Origin of the sequence: Nocardia ninae NBRC 108245, from assembly GCF_007990755.1 — a bacterium.
GTDB classification, from domain to species: Bacteria; Actinomycetota; Actinomycetes; order Mycobacteriales; family Mycobacteriaceae; genus Nocardia; species Nocardia ninae.
On record NZ_BJXA01000028.1, the window covers coordinates 73,779 to 95,586 of the forward strand.

Annotated in this window: 14 protein-coding genes; 7 read left to right on the plus strand and 7 right to left on the minus strand. The window is 67.7% G+C overall.

Annotated elements, in window-relative coordinates; translation table 11 throughout:
- Positions 1-5: 5 nt before the first annotated feature.
- The 4 genes from NN4_RS21255 to NN4_RS21270 are packed head-to-tail and all read right to left on the minus strand — an operon-like array spanning position 6 to position 9,075.
- Positions 6-1,523, minus strand: coding sequence for a serine hydrolase domain-containing protein (locus NN4_RS21255; RefSeq protein WP_147134116.1), 1,518 nt, complete (start codon positions 1,521-1,523; stop codon positions 6-8).
- Complete coding sequence (locus NN4_RS21260) at positions 1,513-7,557, minus strand: non-ribosomal peptide synthetase (RefSeq protein ID WP_147134119.1); 6,045 nt, start codon at positions 7,555-7,557, stop codon at positions 1,513-1,515. Before NN4_RS21260 ends, NN4_RS21255 begins: the two co-directional genes overlap by 11 nt.
- A gap of 41 nt (positions 7,558-7,598) precedes the next feature.
- A complete protein-coding gene (locus NN4_RS21265; protein WP_147134122.1) occupies positions 7,599-7,877 on the minus strand; it encodes a phosphopantetheine-binding protein in 279 nt (92 codons plus the stop codon).
- Entirely contained in the window at positions 7,870-9,075 is a 1,206-nt protein-coding gene (locus tag NN4_RS21270; RefSeq protein ID WP_344319679.1) for an NAD(P)/FAD-dependent oxidoreductase, read from the minus strand. Before NN4_RS21270 ends, NN4_RS21265 begins: the two co-directional genes overlap by 8 nt.
- Positions 9,076-9,302: 227 nt before the next feature.
- On the opposite strand from NN4_RS21270, the gene NN4_RS21275 reads away from it, so the two are divergent.
- Genes NN4_RS21275 through NN4_RS21305 form a run of 7 tightly spaced genes read left to right on the plus strand, consistent with a single transcriptional unit; the run spans position 9,303 to position 17,889 of the window.
- Complete coding sequence (locus NN4_RS21275) at positions 9,303-10,415, plus strand: methyltransferase (protein WP_147134127.1); 1,113 nt, start codon at positions 9,303-9,305, stop codon at positions 10,413-10,415.
- Positions 10,416-10,426: 11 nt separating this feature from the next.
- Positions 10,427-11,200, plus strand: coding sequence for a hypothetical protein (locus NN4_RS21280; RefSeq protein ID WP_147134130.1), 774 nt, complete (start codon positions 10,427-10,429; stop codon positions 11,198-11,200).
- A 15-nt stretch (positions 11,201-11,215) separates the two neighbouring features.
- The gene (locus NN4_RS21285) at positions 11,216-12,958 is read left to right on the plus strand and encodes a non-ribosomal peptide synthetase (protein ID WP_147134135.1); all 1,743 of its coding nucleotides are present in this window, start codon (positions 11,216-11,218) and stop codon (positions 12,956-12,958) included.
- Entirely contained in the window at positions 12,955-14,286 is a 1,332-nt protein-coding gene (locus tag NN4_RS21290; protein WP_147134138.1) for a cytochrome P450, read from the plus strand. Before NN4_RS21285 ends, NN4_RS21290 begins: the two co-directional genes overlap by 4 nt.
- Positions 14,283-15,044, plus strand: a complete 762-nt coding sequence (locus tag NN4_RS21295) for a thioesterase II family protein (protein WP_147134141.1) — start codon at positions 14,283-14,285, stop codon at positions 15,042-15,044. The genes NN4_RS21290 and NN4_RS21295 overlap by 4 nt, the downstream gene beginning before the upstream one ends.
- 59 nt (positions 15,045-15,103) lie before the next feature.
- On the plus strand, positions 15,104-16,012 hold the full coding sequence (locus tag NN4_RS21300) for a fatty acid desaturase family protein (protein ID WP_222595124.1): 909 nt from the start codon (positions 15,104-15,106) through the stop codon (positions 16,010-16,012).
- Positions 16,009-17,889, plus strand: a complete 1,881-nt coding sequence (locus NN4_RS21305; protein WP_147134147.1) for a non-ribosomal peptide synthetase — start codon at positions 16,009-16,011, stop codon at positions 17,887-17,889. The genes NN4_RS21300 and NN4_RS21305 overlap by 4 nt, the downstream gene beginning before the upstream one ends.
- A 27-nt stretch (positions 17,890-17,916) precedes the next feature.
- On the opposite strand, the gene NN4_RS21310 is transcribed toward NN4_RS21305, so the two are convergent.
- The 3 genes from NN4_RS21310 to fabG1 all read right to left on the minus strand — a co-directional run bounded on the left by NN4_RS21310 (position 17,917) and on the right by fabG1 (position 21,666).
- Complete coding sequence (locus tag NN4_RS21310) at positions 17,917-18,735, minus strand: hypothetical protein (RefSeq protein WP_222595125.1); 819 nt, start codon at positions 18,733-18,735, stop codon at positions 17,917-17,919.
- Positions 18,736-19,479: 744 nt separating this feature from the next.
- Positions 19,480-20,604, minus strand: coding sequence for an IS110 family RNA-guided transposase (locus tag NN4_RS21315; protein WP_147134153.1), 1,125 nt, complete (start codon positions 20,602-20,604; stop codon positions 19,480-19,482).
- A gap of 342 nt (positions 20,605-20,946) precedes the next feature.
- Positions 20,947-21,666 carry a 3-oxoacyl-ACP reductase FabG1 gene (gene fabG1, locus NN4_RS21320; RefSeq protein WP_147134156.1) on the minus strand — a complete coding sequence of 240 codons (720 nt, stop codon included), beginning with the start codon at positions 21,664-21,666 and terminating at the stop codon, positions 20,947-20,949.
- Between the last annotated feature and the right edge of the window lie 142 nt (positions 21,667-21,808).

Consider the following 21,808-nt stretch of genomic DNA (forward strand, 5'->3'; position numbering starts at 1 on the left):
CATCACTACGGATGTGGCCCCGCCAGAGCGGCGACCGGCATCGGGAATTCGGCGGTGCTCGCACCGCAGGCCAGCGCCCAGAGCGCCGCCTCCGGTCCTTGGTTGCCCGCGTAGGAGCGGATGGCGTCCGGATCGGGTGCGAGCGCGGCAATGGCGTCGACGGCGGCTTCGAAGGCCGCGAGGTCGAGGCCCGGCGGGTTGCTGCCGTCCGACGGGCGCGCGCCGAGAACCATGGACTTGGTCGCTGCCCCGTCCCAGCGTTCGGCCACGCCGAGGGTGCCGTACGCGCGTTCGGCGGCCACCGCACCGATCCACGCGGACGACGCGGGCGTCGGGGTCGGCGCACCGCCGGTGGACAGGCCCGTCCGAGCGAGCGCCCGACCGGCCGAAGTGGGCACGCCCTCAGCCGCCCAGCGGCCCGCCCACTCGGCGACGATCCCCGCCGCGTTGCGCGTCGCGGGGTTGTGCAGCCGCATCATGTCCCACTTGTTCACCATCGCGACCACGACCAGGCCACTGCGCGGATACACCCGCGCGTCCCACCAGTAGCCCCACGGATAGGCCGCGGAATGTCCCCACCAGAAACGGTCACCGAGCCGATCGGCGTTGCTGATCTCCAGTCCGATCCCGGCCCAGGTGTCGGGGGTGACCGGACTGCTCCGGCCGATCCGCGGCACCAGCATCTGCGACAGGCTCGCCGGGGTGACGATCCCGTCATCCGCGCCGTCCGCGCTGCGCAGCATGGACCGCAGCAGCCGGGCGTAGTCGGCGGGCGAGGTGAGCAGCCCGGCGGCCGGGTAGGTCGCGGCATGGAATTCCGGCGACGGCACGCACCAATCGCCGAAGCCCATGTAGCCGACGGCGCGATCGGCGGCCTGCCGCAGTTCGTCCCAACGCGACAGCGCCGAGGCACCGGCAGGCACCGCCGAGCTGGACATGCCGAGCGGTCGCCCGATGCGGCGGTCGACGAAATCGGCGTAGCGCTCCCCCGTGAGATGTTCCACCGCGGAACCGATCAAGGACATCCCGAGACTGGAGTACGCATAGGTGCCCGGGGTGCCGAGTAGCGGTGACACTCCACCGTATTCAGGTGTGCGACCGATCGCGACGCGCCGGGCGAAATGCTCGTCGAACGGTCCTGGCCGCTCGAGCGTGGCGTCGATGAAGTCGGTCCGGTATCCACCCTGATGCGACGTCAGCAGCACCGGCGTGATCGGCGCCGCGGCGGGGTCAGGCGGCCGCAGCCCAGCAGGCAGAAAGCTGTTGATCGGCGCGTCCAACGCCATCGCACCGGCCTCGACCAACTGCATCAGTGCGACGCCGAGCAGCGGTTTGCTGAGCGAGCCCGCAGGCCCGATGCTTTCGCCGGTCATCGGTATCCGCTGGGCGAGATCGGCATATCCGGCACCGAAGCTCCGCAGGTCGGTGGCGGTGGCCAGCGCCACCGCGACTCCCGGTGCTCCGGTGGCGGCGACGATATCCGGCAGGACTTCCTCGATCGCCTCCGATAACTCATCGAGCATGGCTGGCACTTCCCTTCATGACGGCAGGTGCGGTGATTTCATCGGTGGCTCTAGCCGCGGCGATGGCGGCGAAGACCTCCGTCAGCGTCCGTTCGGCGGGATCGACCAGCGCGGACAGCGCCGCGGTCAGGCTGTGACCGAGGCGGATGACGGCGTCCTCGGTGAACCATGCGGTGTCGTACATCAGCTGCACCCACGGCTTTTCGCCGTCTTCAACGATGACGGTGAGCCGGTAATTGTTCGAGTCGTCCGCGCGCAGGCTGTCGGGCGAGCGGCCGTGCAACGCGGTACGGACCTGCTCGTCCACCGGATAGTTCTCGAAGACGAGCACACTGGAGAACAAGGGCCTGCCCCGACGGACGGCACTCCACCGCATGACGTCCACAAGGGCGGTGTGTTCGGACGGCATGCCCGAGCGGTTCTGCTGCAACTCGCGAAGCCAGTCCCCGATTCGCCGGTCCGCGCCGGTGCGGACCCGCACCGGCAGCGTGTTGATCAGATTGCCGATCATCTGCTCGATGCCGGTCAGCCCGGATCTGCCCGCGCTCGTCGCACCGAATACGACGTCGGTTCGGCCGGTGTAGCTGCTCAGCACCGCGCCCCACGCCCCCTGGCAGACCGTGCTCCGGGTGACGCGGGCCTGGCGGACGAACCGGGTGAGCGCGGGGCCGAAGTCGTCGGGCAGGTCGACCCGGACCAGCACATGTCGCGGATCGGCGCCGGTCTTCTCCGCCCCCGGCAGCGGGGTCGGTTCGGTGCAGCCCGCGAGATATCCGGTCCAGAACGATTCGTCTTGTCCGGCAGGCCGATCGGCGAGCGCGGCGACGAAGTCACGGAAGGGACGCCGCGCGGGCAGCTCGGCGGGCTGCTGCTCGCGGATGCTGCGATAGAGGGCGAGCACATCGCCGATCAGCAGGCCGCTGCTCCAGCCGTCGAGCAACAGGTGATGGGATTCCAGCAGGATCCGCCAGTCCTCGGCGCCGGTCCTGATCAGTGTGATCCGCAGTAGCGGACCGGTTTCGAGGTCGAAGCCGCGATTCCGTGCCGCCGCGAGCAGCGTGTCGAGCTCGGCGTCGAGCTCGGTCGCCGAGCGATCGGACCAGTCCAGCCGAGAAATCTCGAGACGCGGCTGTTCCTCCACCACCTGGAGCGGCCGGTCCACGGTCTCCCAGGCGATCCGAGTACGCAACACCGGGTGCCTGCGCGCCGCCTCCAGCCAGGCCATGCTGTACGCGTCGGCGTCGAGATCGCCACCCTCCCAAGTCATTCGGGTCGTGTAGAGGCTCGCTCGTGGCGCCTGCACGGTATGGAAGAGCATGCCTTCCTGGACCGGTGTCAGCGGATAGATATCGGCGATACCGCGACAGGACCCGAAGTGCCGGACCAGCTCGGCGGTGCTCAGTCCGGAGAGCGGGAAGTCCGCGGCCACCGGGCAGCCTGCCGTGGGCCCCGCTGCCCACTCGGCGATCTGCTCCAGCGCGGTACACATTGCGGCACCGAGCTTTTCGATGTCCGCGCCGGCGATGGCCTGCCGGTCGTAGCAGAGTGCGAAACGCAAAGTCCCTGCCCGCACCTGTGCCACCACTTCGAGTAGGTACTTGCGCGGCCGGCTGCCTGCGGCGGCGGCGCGCAGCGGATCGCCCAGCGGCCGCAGTGTCCGCTCGCCCGATGGCCCGTCATCGATGCGCCCGAGGTAGTTGAGCTGTACCTCGGCATCGGGTAGGTCGGCGAACGGATTTCCGTCGGCGCGCAGGTGGCGCAGCAGGCCGTAACCGATGCCTCGGCGGGGCACCGCCCGGGTCGTCTCCTTCACCGCCGCGAGACAACCGGGCACATCGTCGACGTCGGGCAGGTCGACGCACACCGGGTACACCGAGGTGAACCAGCCGACCGTGCGAGTGAGATCGAGGTCGGGGAACAGGTTTTCGCGCCCGTGCCCCTCCACATCGATCAGCTGCCTGGCCGAGCCCGTCCAGCGGCACAACGCCACCAGCAGGGCGGTCAGCACCGCGTCTTCGGTGCCCGAGCGATACGCGGCCGGAAACGACGAGAGCAGCGTCCGGGTTGCCTGCGCCGACAACGCGGTGTCGTACACCGCCATATCGGCGCGGGTTGCCGTCCCGCTCCCGGCATCGTGCGCGCGCGGCAGCCGGTCGACCTGCGTCGGGAGCGCGTCACGCCAGATCACGATCTCGTCCGCGAGCGTCTGCGACGAACTGTGCTCGCGCAACCGGTCGGCCCAGGTGCGGTAGGAGGTCGTCTTGGCGGGCAGCGCCTGCGGCGTACTCGTGCACAAGGTTTCCAGGTCGGTCAGCAAACCGCGCCAGGACACCGCGTCGACGCACAGATGATGGATCGCGAGCACCAGCACCTGATCGGTGCGCACCGCACCGAGCATACGGCCCGCCGCCACGTCGAAGGCGTTGTGCGCCAGGGCAACCGCGGCTTCGATCGGGTCGCCGGTCACCTCGGCTAGCCGCTCGAGACGCGGCGCGGGCTGGTGCGCGACGATGGTCTGCTTCCATTCGCCGCCGTCCGTCCGGGTGAATGCCGCACGCAACATGTCGTGCCTGGCGATCAGCCGGTCCAGCGCCGAATCCAGCACTGCCGGTTGTAGTTCCCGTGGTACCGACAGCACCACGTACTGCGAGACCCAGTCGCGGCCGGGGTCACCGTGTTCGAGAAATTCCCGCTGTACCGGGGTCAGCGGCACCGCGCCGGTGATCTCGTCCTGTTCGGCCGCCACCGGCGTGCGTTCGTCCCCGTGCGGTACCGCGACTGCGGCGAGTTCCGCCAGCGTCTGATAACGAAACAGCAGGTTCGGTGAGATCCGTAGGCCCGCCGCGTCGGCACGGGCGGCCACGTCGATCGCGCGGAGCGAGTCGCCGCCGAGGGTGAAGAAGTTGTCGTGCACACCGATCTCGTCGATACCGAGCGCCACCCGCCATACGTCCGCGAGCAGGCGCTCGGCCGCGGTCCGTGGCGGCACACCCTGTCCGCTGCCCTGATACGCCGGTGGCTCCGGCAGCGCACGCTGGTCGATCTTGCCGTTGACGTTCAACGGGAATCGGTCGAGGACCACGATCGCGCTCGGCACCATGTACTCGGGCACCCGCTCGATCATGTGCGCGCGCAACGCGATCGGCTCGGGCTCGCCCGCGCCGGGCTCGGCGACCACATAGCCGACGAGTCGCTTCTCGCCACCGGCGTCGGCGCGCGCGACCACCACGGCGGCGGACACCGCCGGGTGGGTCTTCAGCTGCGCCTCGACCTCACCGGGTTCGATCCGGAAGCCGCGCACCTTGATCTGGAAGTCGGTCCGGCCGATGAACTCCAGTGCCCCGTCGGACATCCAGCGCACCAGATCGCCCGTGCGATACATCCGCGTACCCGGCGCGCCGAGCGGATCGGCAACGAACCGCCCCGCCGTGAGGTCGGGCCTGCCGTGGTACCCGCGCGCGAGTTGAACACCGGCGACATACAGCTCGCCCGCGACACCGGGCGGCACCGGAGTCAGACCACTGTCGAGTACGTAGAGCCGGGTGTTCCAGGTCGGCTTGCCGAGCGGAATACGTTCCGCGCCGGGCCGCAGCCGGTGAAAGTTGGTCTGCCCCGAGCACTCCGCCGGCCCGTACTGGTTGTGCAGCTCGGCCGCCGGGAACACCTGATGGAATCGTTCGACCAGGTCCGGGGTGATGGCCTCGCCGCCACAGTGCACCATGCGCAGCGAGGTACACCGGGCGGCCTCCGGCTCAGCCAGGAACGCGCGAAGCATCACCGGCACGAAATGGACGAGGGTGACCTGCTCTTCGCGCATCAGCCGGGCCAGGCACTTCGGATCGCGCTGTCCACCGGGCGGGGCGACGACGACGGTGGCGCCAGAGGTCAACGGCCAGAATACTTCCCACATCGACGCGTCGAAGGTGAAGGGGGCCTTCTGCAGCAACCGATCGGCCGGGCCGAGCCGGTACTCGGCCTGATCGCAGGACAGCAGATTGGCCGCACCGCGGTGCGGGGTCACGATGCACTTGGGGGCGCCGGTCGAGCCCGAGGTGAACACCGCGTGCGCCAAGTTGTCCGGCGTGACACCGGTGACCGGCGCGTCGGTGGGGTATCCCGCGAGGCCGGACAGTTCAGGATCCAGTTCGACCAGGGGTACGTCGACGGTGTCTGTCAGGTCGGCAGCCGCTTCGCTCCGGGTGATCACGGCCAGCGCACCGGTGTCGGCGAGCAGGGTTCGGAGCCGGGACGGTGGCTGCGCCGGATCGAGAATCGTCAGCGCCGCACCGGATTTCAGCACACCGACCATCGCGACAACGGCCTCGACCGAACGTTCGGCGCAGATCGCGACGATCACCTCCGGTCCGGCGCCGAGCGCGCGCAGGCGGTGCGCGAGCGCGTTGCCGTAGCGATCCAGTTGTCCGTAAGTCACCGCACGGCCGTCCGCACGGACCGCGACCCGATCGGGCGCGCGCCGGGCCTGCGCGGCGAACATCTCGTGCAGACAGGTCTGGTCGACCGCGACCGCCGTATCGTTCCACTCCTCGAGCACCTGCCACCGGTCCCGGTCCCCGAGCAGTGGCAGATCGGCGATCCGTACGCCTGGCCCGGCGGCGATGGCCGCCAGCAGGGTGCTGAAGCTGCCGGCGAAGCGTGCGACGGTGGCGTGGTCGTACAGGTCCGCCGCATATTCGATGCGCACGACCAGTCCGTCCGGCGCCTCCGCGACGGCCATCGCGAGATCGAACTTGTTGGTGCCGGTTCCGGTGGGGAACGGCCGAATATCCAACTCGGGCAAGGTGAGTGCGATCTCGGCGCCCGCGCCGGGCACGGCGTCCAAAGAGAGCTCCGCGGTGCCCGCGTTGAGCTTGCTCACCACCTGAAAACTGATCTGGTGCAACGGATGCACACTCAACTGGCGCACCGGCTGCAGTTCCTCGACGAGCCAGTCGAACGGCAGTTCCTGATGGTCGAAGGCCGCCAGTGCCGTGCGGCGCGCGGCGCGCACCGCGTCCAGGAAGGTGGGATTGCCGCTCAGGTCGGTGCGTAGCACGATGCTGTTGACGAAAAAGCCGATGACCGGTTCCAATTCGACTCGGTCACGCCCGGCGACCGGGGAGCCGAGCACCACGTCGTACTCGCCGCTGTAGCGGGCAACCAGCACCGACAACGCGGCCACCAGCACCATGAACAGCGTCGCGTTCTCGTCCACCGCGATGGCGCGCAGTGCGTCGGCGACGTCACCGGGCACGGTGGCCATGTACTCACCGCCGTTGAACGGCGGGACCACCGCGCGCGGCCGATCCAGCGGCAGCGTCACGATCTGCGGCGCACCTCGCATCTGCTCGATCCAGTAGTCGAGATCGCCCTGCAGCCGCCGCCGGTTCTCGGGTGAGCGCTGCCAGCTCGCGAAGTCCGCGTACTGGATCGGCAGCGCGGGCAGATCTGGCGTCCTGCCGTGCCGGATCTCGTCGTAGGCGGTGGCCAGTTCCTGGTACAGCACCGAAAGCGACCAGCTGTCGGTGATGATGTGGTGCATCGTGAGCAGCAGAACGTGATCGGCGGGTGCCAGCTCCAGCACGGTGACCCGCAGCAGTGGCCCCTGCTCGAGGTCGAACGGTTCGGCCGCCTCGGCCTTGGCCAGTCGCTCAGCTTCGGCCTCGCGGTCCGCCGACGTCAACTGGATCCGCTCGAGCGGAATTTCACGGGCGGCGCCGATCCGCTGTACCGGAACCCCGTCGTGCACGGCGAAGGTTGTCCGCAGGCTTTCGTGCCGTGCGACCAGCACACCGAACGCGGCCCGCAACGCGTCGACGTCCAGCGCCCCGGCGAGCCGGTATGCCATCGGCGCGGTGTACACCGACTTACGCGGCAGCAACCGATCCAATACCCACAACCGTTGCTGGGCAAAGGACATCGGTAGCGGATCGGACCGCGGCGCCCGCTCGATGGTGGCCGATACGGGAGCGGTCATGCCCTCCCGCTGCAGCAGCAGTGACAGCAGCCGCTGCCGAGGCGCCGATTGATCCGACATGGGCGTCCTTTCCTGTTCCGTTCAGCCACAGAGGCGCGCGCTCATCGGGTCGCTCCGTTTGTCTTGGCCACCAATTCCGCTACGGTGTCACGGAATTCACCGAACGAGGAGGTGTCGAAGACCTGCAGCATGTCGACCTCGACCCCGAGCTCGCGACGCAGATAGGACACGATCCTGGTGACCAGCAGCGAATGCCCGCCGAGCTCGAAGAAGTCGTCGTCGTCATGCACCTCCGGCACTTGCAATGCACGACACCAGGATTGCGCGATATGCCCGGCGACATCGTGCGGGTCCGCGGTTCCCGCGCCGTCCTCAGACATAGTTCAGCTCCGTTCGTGGACGGCCACAGGAGAACCGATCGACGTGCAGCGCGGCGACATCGACGAAGGGCGCGCGCTCGCGCACGAGGTCGGCGACGATCTCCCCGACCGCGGGCGCCTGCATGAATCCGTGACCGGAAAACCCCGTGGCATACAGGAAACGGCCGACCTCGGCGGCTTCACCGATGAGTGCGTTGTGATCCGGTGTCACCTCGTACAGCCCGGCCCAGCCACTGGTGACGCCGACATCGACCAGCCCAGGCGCGCGGACGGCGAGCGCGTCGGCCAGCTTGGCCAGCCAGGCGTCGGATCGGTGCGTCGAAAAGCCCGGCGGTTCGGTGGGATCCGAAAGTCCCAGCAGCAGACCACGACCCTCCCTGCGGAAGTAGAACGCCGAGGAGAAATCGAGCGTCATCGGAACCGGGACGGCGTCATCGATCGGGTCGGTGCAGACGAGCTCGCGGCGATAGGGCACTACGGGAAGGGGCACGCCTGCCATGTCGCCGATCGCCGCCGACCACGCGCCGGCGGCACAGATGACGATCGACGTGGCGATCGTCCCCCGATTCGTCTCCACCGCACGGACTTCGCCACCCGTGGTGCGGATTCCGACCACATCGCAGTGCGGGATCAGGCGCGCGCCAAGGCGGCGCGCGGCCGTCGCGTAACCCAGCACCACCGATTCCGGCGTGCAGTGACCGTCCTCCGGTGAGTAGGCCGCCGCGAGAACACCGTCGGTGTCGATGAGCGGCGACAGACGCCGTGCCTCCGCCGGATCGACCATCCGGCTCGGCACGCCGAACTCGTTCTGCACCGTGACGTTCTTCTCGAAGGCCGCGACGTCCTCGGGCGTGGACAGCAAGAAGAGATAACCCACGGCACGCAAGTCGATTTCCTGGCCGGGGACGGCGGAGAACCGCTGATACGCCGCCATGGACCTGGTGCTGATCTGAATGTTCAGCGCATCGGAGAATTGGGCGCGCACACCACCCGCAGCCCGGCAGGTCGAGCCGCTGCCGAGGCCGTCGCGCTCGACGAGCACGATATCCCGGACACCCGCCACGGCCAGGTGGTACGCGATGCTCGTGCCGATCACGCCGCCGCCGACGATCACGACGTGCGCAGAGGGGGGAACGGCCTGTCGCTTCACCCGACCATCGTGAGCGAGTACTGTGCCGAGCCGTCGATGCCCGGCCACGGCGCCACCGCCGGTCGCGGTACAGCGCAACGCTCGTTGCGCGGAACCACCGACGGTCCGGTACGGGAGCCGTCGGCGCGGACGAGACAGGGGTGTGCCGGGTCCGGCGTTATCCGCAGGAACCCCGTGGCGGGTTCGTCGTCGGAGGACTGAACAGGACAATCAGCGCCGGTTGCCGGACGTCCGGTGCCACGGAGGTGACGTGTCGCCGCTCGAGAATAGGCGTCATGGTCCAATTCCCGGAGAGTGTCCCGTTCCTCCGCACCCCCGCGCGACTCCCCTACCTCGGAGCGCTCATCGACACCGCGAGGAACGGACTGCTCGGGCTGTACCGCAGCCTCGCGCCCGCGCATCTCAATCTCCTCGATCTCGCCAGCGTCGGCACCGTTCAGGCGATCTATGTCGCCGCGAAGCTCGGGGTCGCGGACGCGCTCGCCGAGGGACCCGCGACGGCCGACCACATCGCGGCCACGGTCGGCGCGGACCGGGACGCGACCTTCCGGCTGCTGCGCGCGCTGGCCGGCCGCGGCATTTTCCGCGAACGGCCCGACGGCCGGTTCCAGCTCACGCCGATGGCCGAGGCGTTGCGGTCAGATACTCCGAACTCGGTCCGCGCGCTCATCCTGCTCGCCTGTCACCCGTACGAGTGGGAACACTGGGGTTGGCTCCTGCCCGCAGTGACCACCGGCGAACCCATGGTGGAAAAGCTGCGCGGCATGCCCGTGTTCGAGTTCATCGAGCAGAACCCCGGCTACTCCGAGGTGTTCAATCAGGCCATGACCTCCGCCACGGAGGTCGCGGTTCCGTCGATCCTGGCGGCATACGACTTTTCCCGCTTCCCGACAGTGGTGGATGTCGGCGGCGGGCACGGTCGCATGCTCGCCGAGATCCTGCGGATCGCGCCGCGCTCCCGCGGTGTCCTGTTCGATCGGGAGCACGTGACGCCGGGCGCGACGCGCACACTGACGGCCGCCGGTGTGCTGGACCGTTGCACCATCGAGAGTGGTTCCTTCTTCGATCGGGTACCGCAAGGCGGCGACGCATACCTGCTCAAGCACGTCATTCACGACTGGCCCGAGCACGATGCTCGCAAAATCCTCGATACCGTGCGTGGCGCGATGAGCTCGGCGGCCGTGCTGATCTCGGTGGAAATGCTCATCCCCGACGGAAACCGGCCGCACCTCAGCAAGTTGATCGACCTCGACCTGCTGCTCGAGTCCGGTGGCCGCCTGCGCACCGTCCAGCAGTACACCGATCTGCTGACCGACACCGGTTTCCGGGTTCGCCGCATCGTGCCGACCTCCGGACCCGCGTCGGTGATCGAAGCCGTACCGGCATGAGTCGAGGCCAGATGACCGGACGCGCGCGGCCGACCGACACCGCGGCGGTGCGGCATACCTCGATCCCCGCCGCTTTCAACGGTCCGCGGGCGTCGGCACACGGCGGCTACGCGTGCGCCACGTTCGCGCGTACGTCCGGTCTGCGGCCTCCGGTGGCGGTGACCCTGATCGCTCCGCCTCCGCTGGAGACCCCGATCGAGCTGGTCTCGCAGGAACGTCGCTGTTCGGTGTACGCACACGGGGAGTTGATCGCGACGGTCACCGCTGTTTCCCCGTCCCTCGGCGCCGATATCGCCGGTGTCGACCTCGCGACCGCCGCGGCAGCGGCCCGCAAATTCACCGACCTCGGGCATCCATTTCCTACCTGCTTCGTGTGCGGGCACCAGCGAACCGACGGCGCGGGGCTGGCCCTCACGCCCGGTCCGGTGCCGGACCGACCGGACACCGTCGCGTGCCCGTGGACACCCCGCGCCGCATCGGCCGACGGCGACGGCGTTCCCGGCGAAGGGATTGTTCCCGAGGAACTGATCTGGAGCGTCCTGGATTGTCCCGGTGGCTGGGTCCGGGACCCGGCCGTCGCCCCCGCGGTGCTGACCCGCATGTCGACCGAGATCACCGGGGTCGTCCTGGCCGAGCGGCCGCACGTGGTCGTCGGGACGCTGCTCCGCGCGCACGGCCGGTCCCGCACCGTCGCGACCGCGCTCTACACCGAAACCATGACGCTGGTCGCGAAGGCGACAGCCACGTGGACCGAGCTCGCCATCCCGCCGGCCGCAGGCGATTGACCGCAAGGAGCACACGTGCCGAGGTATCCGTCCGACACCATTTCGGCGGCGTTCGAGCGCTGCGCCGCCGAATTCGCCGACCGGCTCGCGATCAGCGCCGCGGACGGCGACCTCACCTACGCCGAGCTGAACGACCGCGCCAATCGGCTCGCCGGTCGGCTACTCACCCTCGGCATCCAACCGGACGACCCGGTCGGCGTCGATTTGCCCAGGTCGGGCCAGCTGATCGTCGCCCTGCTCGCCGTGCTCAAGGCGGGCGCGGGTTATCTCGCACTCGACCCATATCAACCGGAGGAAGTCCGGTCGACCGTGCTGGCTGACGCGGGGGTCAAGGTGGTGGTGACATCCGAGCTCATGGCCGAGGCTCCGCAGGTACCGGCCACGCTGCCGCCGGTACCTGCCTGCGGAGACAGCGTCGCCTATTTCGCCTACACCTCCGGATCGACCGGCAGACCCAAGGGGGTCTGCGTTCCGCACCGGGCGGTGTTGCGGCTGATATCGGATCAAGAGTTCTTGCCTATCCGGCCCGATGACGTCTTCCTCCACTTGGCGCCGGTCGCCTTCGACGCCTCCACCCTCGAGATCTGGGGACCGCTACTCAACGGTGCACGGCTGGTCGTCACCCCGCCCGGCGACATCTCCCTGCCCGAACTGGCACAGCTGATCGAACGCGAGGCGGTGACCACGCTCTGGCTGACCGCGGGTCTTTTCCACGCCATGGTCGAGGCGGGCCTCAGCCGGCTACGCGGGGTGCGCTACCTGCTCGCCGGCGGCGATGTGCTCTCGCCCGCCCATGTCGATCGAGCGCTGCGCGAACTCCCCGGCACCACACTGATCAACGGCTACGGCCCGACCGAGAACACGACCTTCACCGCCTGCTACCGGATCACCGCGCCGATCGGCGCAGGACGGGTCCCGATCGGTCGGCCGATTCGCGGCACCACAGTGCACCTGCTCGACCGCGCACTGCGACCGGTCGCCGACGGCGAGGTAGGCGAACTATTCGCTGCCGGTGCGGGATTGGCACTCGGCTACCGAAACAATGCCGCACTCACCGCGGACCGGTTCCTGCCGAATCCGTTCGCCGAGGTGCCGGGCGATCGCCTCTACCGGACCGGTGACCTCGCACTGCGCCGCCCCGACGGCGTGCTCGAGTTCCACGGCCGCACCGACGAGCAGGTCAAGATCCGTGGCTTCCGCGTCGAAACCGCGCAGGTCGAAACCGCGCTACGCCACCACCCTGAGGTGCTCGACGCCGTCGTGGTCGCGCAAGACCGCGACAACGGACGCGTGCTGGCCGCGTTCTATCTCAGCGACTTCGCACAGACCTCGGCGGATCTGCGCGAACATCTGTCAGCGACGTTGCCGCAGTACATGATTCCCGCAGCGTTCCAGTGGCTGGACCAGCTACCGCTCACCGGTAACGGCAAGATCGATCGGAAGCGGCTCGCCACGACCGTCATGCCAGGACGACCCGAACTCAGCACCGAATACCGGGCCCCGAGCACCGATACCGAGGCCTGGCTGGCGCAGTTGTGGGGCGATCTGATGCAACTGGACACGATCGGTGTCGACGACGACTTCTTCGAACTGGGCGGGCATTCCCTGATGGCTACCCGGATAACCCTCGAAATCGGCGCCCGCTACGGGCAGACCGTGCCCCCGGTCGCCTTCTACGAGGACCCGACGATCGCTCAATTGTCGGTGCTGATCGACGAATTGGCCGCCGACCACGACCGGACAGGCGAGCACCCATGAGAATCACCGTGCCACGAACAGCCGACCCCGACCCCGACCCCGACATCGATCTCGCCGAGGTGGATCTGTCCGATCTCGACTGCTTCACCTCGGGGGATCCGCACGCGATCTGGGCGCAGCTGCGCAGACGCGCCCCGGCGCACCGCCGGCAGTTGCCCGATGGCCGGGCGTTCTGGTCGATAACCCGATATCACGACGTCCGAGCCGTCCTGCGCGATCACACCCGCTTCACCTCGAGCCGTGGCACGCTGCTGTCGATCCTCGGCGGCACCGACCCGGCGGGCGGGAAGATGATGGCGGCCAGCGACCCACCCGTGCACACCGCGATGCGCGAGCCGTTGAGCAAGGCGTTGTCACCGCGCGAACTACGATCCAGGGTGCCGCAGATCCGCCGGATCACCCACCAGGTCCTCGCTCCCCTGCTGGACGGCGGTGTGTGGGACATGGCCGAGGCCATGGCCGGGTTCCCGATGATGTTCACCGGTGCCCTCATGGGGATTCCGGAGGACGATTGGCCTTCGCTCGCTCGGCTGACCACCATGGCGATCGCACCGCAGGACCCCGACTTCCAGCAGACCGCGGGTCACGGCACGCTGGCGGCGGCACACCACGAGCTGTTCGCCTACTTCGCCGGATTGGTCATGCGGCGCAGGCGAAATCCCGCCGACGACCTGATCGGCTTCCTGCTCGAGATGACCGCAGACGGCCGCAAGCTCCGCCACGACGAGCTCGTCTACAACTGCTACAGCCTGTTGCTCGGCGCGAATGTCACGACCCCCCACGCGGTCGCCGCGACCGTGCTCGCGCTGATCGACCATCCCGCCGAGTACCGCCGCTGGACCGCGGACCCGTCGCTGACCCCGACCGCGGTCGAGGAAGGGTTGCGCTGGGCCTCGCCCACGAACCACTTCCTGCGCTACACGGTCACCGATACCACGATCGGCGGGCAGTCGATCCCCGCGGGCGAAGCGGTGGTGGCCTGGCTCGGTTCGGCCAATCGGGACGACGACGTCTTTGCCGATCCGTTCCGGTTCGACCTCACCCGGGCGCCGAACCCGCACGTCGCGTTCGGCTATGGGCCGCACTACTGCATCGGCGCACCGCTGGCGCGCATCGCGCTCCGGGTGCTGTTCGAGGAGATCACGCGGGTGGTCGAGTCGTTCTCGGTGGCCGGTCCGGTCGAGCATCTCGCGTCGACCTTCACCGCGGGCGTGAAGCGACTCCCGTTGCGGGCACAGCTGTTTCCTAACGCGCGATTTCCCGACCCGCGACACGCCGACGATCCGATCGGGGTCGGGACCGCACGCAGAACAGGAGGTGCCGGATGAGTGCCACGCGACGCCCGGCCAAGCTGCTCCTCCGGCAACCAAGGGACGACTGCGCCGCGCGCCTGTTCTGCTTTCCCTACTCGGGTCTCGGGGCCTCGATGTACAGGAACTGGCCAACCCGCATCGGGGATATCGAGATCTGCCTGATCCAGCCGCCGGGCCGGGAGAACAGGATGCGCGACCCACACTTCGGCACCTACGCGGAACTCGCCGAAGAGGTGGTGGCCTACGTGGAGCCGTTCCTGGACCGCCCGTTCGGGTTGTTCGGCCATTGCGGCGGAGCGCTCGCGGCGTTCGCGACCGCGCTGCTACTCGCGGACACTCCGCTGCCCGATCCGGCGTGCTTGTTCGTCTCCTCGCAGGTAGCACCGCACGAGGGCCCGTTCGGCCGGTTTCTGTCCATGAGCGATGACGAGCTCGGCGTCGAGCTGGCCCAGCTGACGCGCGCGATGGGCGCCGAGCCGCAGCCGCAGCTACTCGCGCTGAGCCTGCGCGTGCTGCGCGCCGACGTGACGGCGAATCAGCGCTACCGGCTCGATGCCCCGGTGCCGCTGCCCGGTCGGCTGTGCGCGATCGGATGGAGCGACGATCCGGAGATCCGGCCCGAGCAGATGGCGGGCTGGTCCGCTTACGCGGCGCCGGACCGCTTCATCAGAACGGTGCTGCCAGGCGAACATTACGAGTTCCTGAGCGCCCCTGATGTGCTCCTCGACGAGCTGTCCAGCGGATTGCGCCCGGCGACAACGGAGGTCAGGTAACAATGTCGACTCACATCTGGCGACACAGCCCCAAAGACGCTGTGCCACTATGCTTCAGCGTGGCGCAGCTGATAGCGATGATTTGGCTGGCCCGCACCTGGTCCGACGCGGCTCCCCTCGCACGAGCCGGTGGCTTCGTGCTGATCACCATGCTGATGACCTACAACATCATCGTGGTCTCGCACTTGTTCACGCATGCACCGTGGTTCACCGCACGGCGGCTCAATGCGGTTGCTTCCCTGCTCAATTCGATCTGTATCGGCCAATCCGTGCAGGCGTACCACCTGACCCATGTACGAAATCACCACCGCTACAACAATGATCCGATCGGCGACGACGGCACCACCCGGGACACGTCGTCGACCTACCGTGACGGGCACGACGGCGAGCACAGTCCGTTGCTCCGATATGTACTCCTCGGTGCGCTCGACAGCCTGCGCACCAGGGGCAAGGACGCGCTGGCGATCACCAGGCTGTGGCGGATCGGTGCCCGGGAGACACAACTGCTTTCGCTCATTTCCCGCAGAGAACCCCGGCGCGGCCAGGAGCTGCGGCAGGTGCGGGCGGACCGGGCGGCGCACATCCTGTCGTTGGCCGGGTTCGCCGTACTGTCCTGGCAGTGGACGCTGCTGTGCTATCTGCCCGCGTTCTTCGTCGCGCTGGCACTGGTGAATGTGCAGAACTACTACCGGCATTTCGGTGCCGACCCCAGTCACCGCGGTGCCGACGCGGTCAGTTACTACGGCCGCCTCTACAACCTGCTCGCCTTCAACGACGGCTATCACCAGGAGCATCACCTCAGCCCGTCGACGCACTGGTCGCAGCTGCCCGGTGTGCGAGAGCGGCGACAGGACCTGCTCGCGGCTCGACCGAGGATCATCAGCCCGGTTCCGGCAATGCTGGGCTTCCTGCACCGGAATCGCCCGTTGCTCCATCGTTCTCGCACCGACATCTCGGCGAACCAATGATCGACCAGACCGCGGCCGCGGCGGAGTCGGCGGGCGCAACCACTGTCGTGCACCGGCGGATCGCGGAGCTCGCGGCCGCCCGACCCGATGCCGCGGCGGTCACCGACGGACACACGACACTGTCGTATCGAGACCTCGACGAACAGGCCAACCGGCTGGCACAAGTGTTGCGCCGCCGTGTCGCCGGGCCCGACGTCGTGGTCGGCGTGTGCCTCCCCAGGACACCCCGGCTACTGATCGCGCTGCTCGCGGTCCTCAAAGCGGGCGCGGCATATCTGCCCTTGGACACGTCCTATCCACCTGAGCGGCTGCGCCGTCTGCTGTCCGAGGCCCGGCCTCCCCTGCTGATCACCGACGGGTCGACACGGACCGGGCTGCCGACCGCCACCGGCTCGGTAGTGGATCTGGACCGGGACGCGAAACAGATTGCCGCACAACCCGGCGACGATCCGACGGTGCCGGTGCGGCCGGACAACCTGGCCTACGTCATCTACACCTCCGGCTCGACCGGCACGCCGAAAGGCGTCATGGTCGCGCACCGCGCACTGGCCGCTCTCGTCGATTGGCACCTGCGCGCTTATCGAATCACCGGCGGTGATCGATGTGCGCACCTCGCCGCCTTCGGATTCGACGCCTCCGTCTGGGAGATCTGGCCGGTCCTCGCGTCGGGCGCAAGCCTGCAGCTGCCCGCCGACACTGCCCGCACCCGGCCCGACCTACTCGCGCGCTGGCTGGCAGAGCACCGGATCACCGTGACGTTCCTGCCGACGCCGCTGGCCCAGGAGTTATTGCGGGTGCCGGAGCATCGGTCATTGCGCACCCGGGCCATCCTGGTCGGCGGCGACGCACTCACGGCCGCGCCGCCCGCGGGCACGCCCTTCGAGATCGTGAACCACTACGGGCCGACCGAAGCCGCCGTGGTGGCCACCGCAGGCCTTGTCGCGCAGGGCGCCGCGGACGTTCCGTCGATCGGTTCCGAGGTCGACCATGTGCAGGCTCATCTGCTGGACGAAAAGTTGCGCCCGGTGCCATTGGCTACGCCCGGCGAACTGTATCTCGGTGGGAGCGCCCTGGCCCGCGGATATCTCGACCGGCCTGCGCTGACCGCGGACCGTTTCGTCGCCGACCCGTTCGGTTCGGGCACCCGACTCTTCCGCACCGGTGATATCGCTCGCCGGCGGGCCGACGGCGCGCTCGACTTTCTCGGCCGCCGAGACGATCAGGTGTCGCTCCGTGGTGTCAGGATCGAACTAGGTGAGGTCACCGCACGATTACGGGCCCACTCCGACGTCGCCGACGCCACGGTGGTGCTGCGCAAGGCGCCGAACGAACTCGATCAACTGGTCGCCTACGTCGTCCCGGTGCACGCCAGGATCGACCCTGCGGCCGTACTCGCCGACCTGCGCCGAATACTGCCCTCGGCGATGGTTCCGGCCATCGCGGTACCGCTACCGAGATTCCCGCTGACCGCGCACGGCAAAGTGGATCGGGCCGCGCTGCCCGCCCCGCTGGTCGGCGACGAAGTCGCGGCACTGCCACCGCGCGACGACCTCGAGGCTTTGATCGCCGATATCTGGTATCAAGTCCTCGGCCTGCCCGATCGCCGGCCCAACGTACACGAGGATTTCCTTGCGCTAGGCGGTCATTCGCTGCTGGCCACTCAGCTCGTCGCGCGGTTCAGGGACGTGCTCGGCATAGACCTCCCCGCACAAGCCGCGATCTCCGCGTCCACCATCGCGGGTTTGGCCGAGCTCATCCGCAGCGGGCAGGCCGACCCGGAGCCGCTGAACGCCGTCGCCCGGCTGCGGCGGCAGATCGACGACATGTCCGACGAGCAGGTGGAACGGCTACTCGCCGAACTCGGTGGCGAACCGTAAGCGCGCCTGGGCTACAACCGACCGCGGTCACGTCCAGAAAAGCAACTCGCCGGTTTCGGCGAGACCGGTGAAACACGTGATCAGCAACCTGCCGCGGTCGGTGTCGTCGCCACCGAGGACGCCGTGCACCAGGTTCCCGTTGATGACACAGAGATCGCCTGCCGCGACCCGGATCTCGATGCTGGCGTGGTCGGCGAGCAAGTGTGGTGGATAGGGATATCCGCTGTGCGTCACCTCGAGCCTCGCACGGGTTTCCGCGTCAGGAATCACGTTCCAGATCTTGACCGCGCCGCCATGACCGGGAACGTGCGGATAAACGTTGACCGCCATCACCCGGCGGATCCGCTGGATCTCGAACCCGGCCTGCAGCGGATCGCTCAGCTGTGCCAGATCGTCGTGCGGTAGCAGCAGGTACTCATCGATGTTGTTCCAGCACACCGCTTTCGATGAGCCTGCGACGCGGCCACCGTGCGCTGCGGGCCGCGCCCCTGGGACGGCGCCCGCGTCGGCGAGCAGCGTGCGCAGGCGTGCCACCGGATCGTCGGCGTTCTTGTACAGTCCCCGCACCGCGGCCTCTGTGCGCTCGACATCATCGAGGTAGTGCGCAGTGGTCTTATCGATATGGGAAGCCCCGACGATGTACGCCTCCACACCATCAGCGCCCGCCCCGTATCGAGGAGTACGAGCCATCGACGCCCAGAAGTTATCGGTAACGGTCCGGCAATCCGACTCCGCGAGAAAGCCGCTCACCTGATAAGCGGCGAGCTTGCCGTGCAGTACATCCAGCACACACGCGATATCGAGGTCCCCGTCGGTTCGATGCAGTCGAAACTGGTCATCAGGCATCGATGACCCAGTCACAGGCAGCGTGGGAAGATCGTCAGTATTCATCTTGTCCTCGCGATGGTTCGGATTACGTCTCATACGGTTTTGCGCCACGACTCGAGCTGACTGGGACCCGAAGCGCACGGCTGCATTCAGTCCGCAACACAGAGCTCCCAGCTCCACTTTCGATGTTCGCGTTCGCTCTGCCCATGATGACCACCTGGTCCGCACGCCCACGGCAACCCGAATGCCGATCGAATCGCCTTCCAGGTGATCGACGACCTGCGACGTTTCGTACCGAAGGGGACCGCGCTACGGTCTTGGTACGGCACTGCCGGGGACTGCCCCCGGTTTGGTTGACTCCTGAGCTGTGCGGATGCGTCCCCGCGGTGGAAGCATCATCAACATGCCCAAGCCCTGTCCCGAGGACTTCCGCCGCGATGTTGTCGCGGTCGCCCGCAAGGGCGAGATCCGTTGACTCAGATCGCGAAGGATTTCGGGATCTCGCAGAGCTCCCGGTTTCCTGGTCGCCTCGCTGGTTACCGCTGACCCATATTCAGAACCGCTGCCAGGGGCATAAGCGGTAGCTTCCCTTGTGGCGCCGGGGATGTGAAGTAGCTCGATCCCGACCACACGACCAGGGTGGCGGTGGTCGAACATTTCAAGTGCACTTCACCGGAGGTGCTGTCGAGCACGGCCTCGGTGACGCGCCAGGCCGCGCGAAGTAGGCGCCCCTTTAGTCAAGGGGTCGACGAGGGTGCGGAGTTATGCTGTTTCGTGGGTCCGGGGAGGTGGCTTGTCCGAAGGATCGCTGTGCGGGTTGAAGCCGGTCGCGCTGGAGCCAGTAGTCGTTCCCGATTGCCCTCCCGGGCCTGCCAATTCACGTTTGTCCTGGTCAGCGAGCATGCGTGTGTAGATGACGTTGGATATCCGTCGTTTCAAGGCTCGGACGGCTTCCATTGAAGTCTTACCGGCGAGTCGTTTGTGGTCGTAGTAAGCGCGGCCGGCAGTGCGGTGACGGAGTTGGACGACGGCCATGATGTGCAGCACCCGGTTGATTTTGCGGTTTCCTGAGCGTGAAAGCCGATGTCGCTGTTGGTCTCCGGAGGAAGCGTCCAGCGGCGCGGTGCCATTCCAAGACGCGAACCGGTCCCGGGTCGCGAAACGATGGATGTCGCCGGTGTCGGCGAGAAGCCGTGCGGCGCTGGAGGGTCCGATGCCGTTGAGATCCATCAAGGTCGAGCCGCGATCGGTGATCAGTTCCCGCAATTCCTTGTCGGCGGCTTCGATCTTGCCATCGACGACCCCGAGTTCATCGATCTGCTCACTGACCAGCCGTTTCTGAACTCGTTCGACGGGACCGTCGACAGTGAGTGAAGCGAGCAGTGCGCGAGCTTGCGTCGCGGTGCGGAACTTCTTGGCCCCGCCGGGTATCAAGTCCAGCAGCAGCCGATGGGCTCGGTTGACGATCTGGGTGCGAGAACGACCGAGCTCGTCGCGGCGATCAGAGAGCAGACCCAACGCGATCAGTTCCGGATCGGCGAGGACCCTGCGCAGATTCGGTGCTCGCAGCGCCGCCAGCGCCACTGAGTGTGCATCGACGGGATCGGTCTTGCGACCGTTGCCGGTAGCGAACACGCGAACCTGCGCCGGCACGTCGATGACGGTCTCCCCGTCATCGACCAGCCGGTGCGCCGAGTGGCGGCCGATGCCGTTGCATCCTTCGACAGCCCATACTCGGTCGGTGAATTGTTTTGCAGTAGTGAGCATCTGGGCATAGCCAGGTTTGTCGGTGGCGTATCTGCCATCGGCCAGCGTCTTGCCGGTCGGGTCGATGATGTCGATGGTGGCCGAGCGTTTGTGTGGATCCATGCCGATGATGACGGTCATCGCTTATCCCTCTCTCGACGCAGGTTTCGGTGTCCGTGCACGGGGAGGGCACCGCTACTTCGAGCCAGGGCATGCCCCTTTTCAGCCACTCCCGCACGGCACCCGGCGGGAGGCAAGCCATGAGTGAGCCACACCGGTCTTACTGGCGGGCAGCCGCGTTGGAGAGCATCCCGCCGGGCACCTGGACCAGATCCTGGCCAGGACCCAGCCCTACCCACCATTGTCTAAGTAGCCACGCGGAGCGCTCGATCTGAACGTACGGCGATTACCCGCTGATCGGTTTGCCGCCAACGTCTCCGGAACACCCGACAGTGCCGATTACGCGACGTATTACAGGTTGTATCAGTGGCCCATGCCCATGCCGCCGTCGACCGGGATGATGGCACCGCTGATGTAGGCGGCGTCGTCGGAAGCAAGGAAGCTGATGGCCGCGGCGACTTCGTCGGGTCGGCCGATGCGCGCCGCCGGTATCGCCTTCAGGGCGGCCTCGCGCGCGTCGTCGGGTACCTCTTGCTGAGTCATGTCGGTATCGATGAACCCCGGAGCGACCACATTGGCGGTGATATTTCGTGACCCGATCTCGCGGGTGATCGCGCGAGCCATGCCCACCAATCCAGCCTTGGCCGCCGCGTAGTTCACCTGGCCGGGAATGCCGGACTGACCGGCGATCGAACCCAGCAAGATGATGCGCCCGAACCGCGCCCGCAGCATCGCTCGGTTGGCTCGCTTGGCGCAGCGCCACGCACCGGTCAGGTTGGCATCGAGCACGCTGGTGAACTGCTCCTCGCTCATCCGCATCAGCAAGGTGTTGTCGACCATGCCGGCATTGGCGACGAGCACCTCGACCGGTCCGTGTGTGGCTTCGACTTCGCTGAACGCCGACTCGACCGAATCGGTGTCGGTGACATCGCATTTCACGCCGAGCAGCCCCTCTGGGACGCCAGATCCCCGGTGGGTGACAGCCACCTTGTGTCCGTCGGCAGCCAGCCGTCGCGCGACCGCCAGACCGATACCGCGATTACCGCCGGTAACCAAAACAGATCGAGAGATGAATGTCGACATGCCATCAACCTATCTGGACCACACGGTGGGTGTTCGACGTGATGCCGACTGCGGCGCAGGCATTCTCATCAGCCGCTGGTCCCGGGCGGAAGATCTACCGGCGATGGGCATCCGGGGCCGGGTGAACGCACGGACATGCCGA

Coding starts and splice junctions, on each gene's coding strand:
- NN4_RS21255 (WP_147134116.1), bottom strand. CDS start 1,523: ATGCTCGATGAGTTATCGGAGGCGATCGAGGAAGTCCTGCCGGATATC.
- fabG1 (WP_147134156.1), bottom strand. CDS start 21,666: ATGTCGACATTCATCTCTCGATCTGTTTTGGTTACCGGCGGTAATCGC.
- NN4_RS21305 (WP_147134147.1), top strand. CDS start 16,009: ATGATCGACCAGACCGCGGCCGCGGCGGAGTCGGCGGGCGCAACCACT.
- NN4_RS21290 (WP_147134138.1), top strand. CDS start 12,955: ATGAGAATCACCGTGCCACGAACAGCCGACCCCGACCCCGACCCCGAC.
- NN4_RS21265 (WP_147134122.1), bottom strand. CDS start 7,877: ATGTCTGAGGACGGCGCGGGAACCGCGGACCCGCACGATGTCGCCGGG.
- NN4_RS21295 (WP_147134141.1), top strand. CDS start 14,283: ATGAGTGCCACGCGACGCCCGGCCAAGCTGCTCCTCCGGCAACCAAGG.
- NN4_RS21310 (WP_222595125.1), bottom strand. CDS start 18,735: ATGCCTGATGACCAGTTTCGACTGCATCGAACCGACGGGGACCTCGAT.
- NN4_RS21280 (WP_147134130.1), top strand. CDS start 10,427: ATGACCGGACGCGCGCGGCCGACCGACACCGCGGCGGTGCGGCATACC.
- NN4_RS21315 (WP_147134153.1), bottom strand. CDS start 20,604: ATGACCGTCATCATCGGCATGGATCCACACAAACGCTCGGCCACCATC.
- NN4_RS21275 (WP_147134127.1), top strand. CDS start 9,303: ATGGTCCAATTCCCGGAGAGTGTCCCGTTCCTCCGCACCCCCGCGCGA.
- NN4_RS21260 (WP_147134119.1), bottom strand. CDS start 7,557: ATGTCGGATCAATCGGCGCCTCGGCAGCGGCTGCTGTCACTGCTGCTG.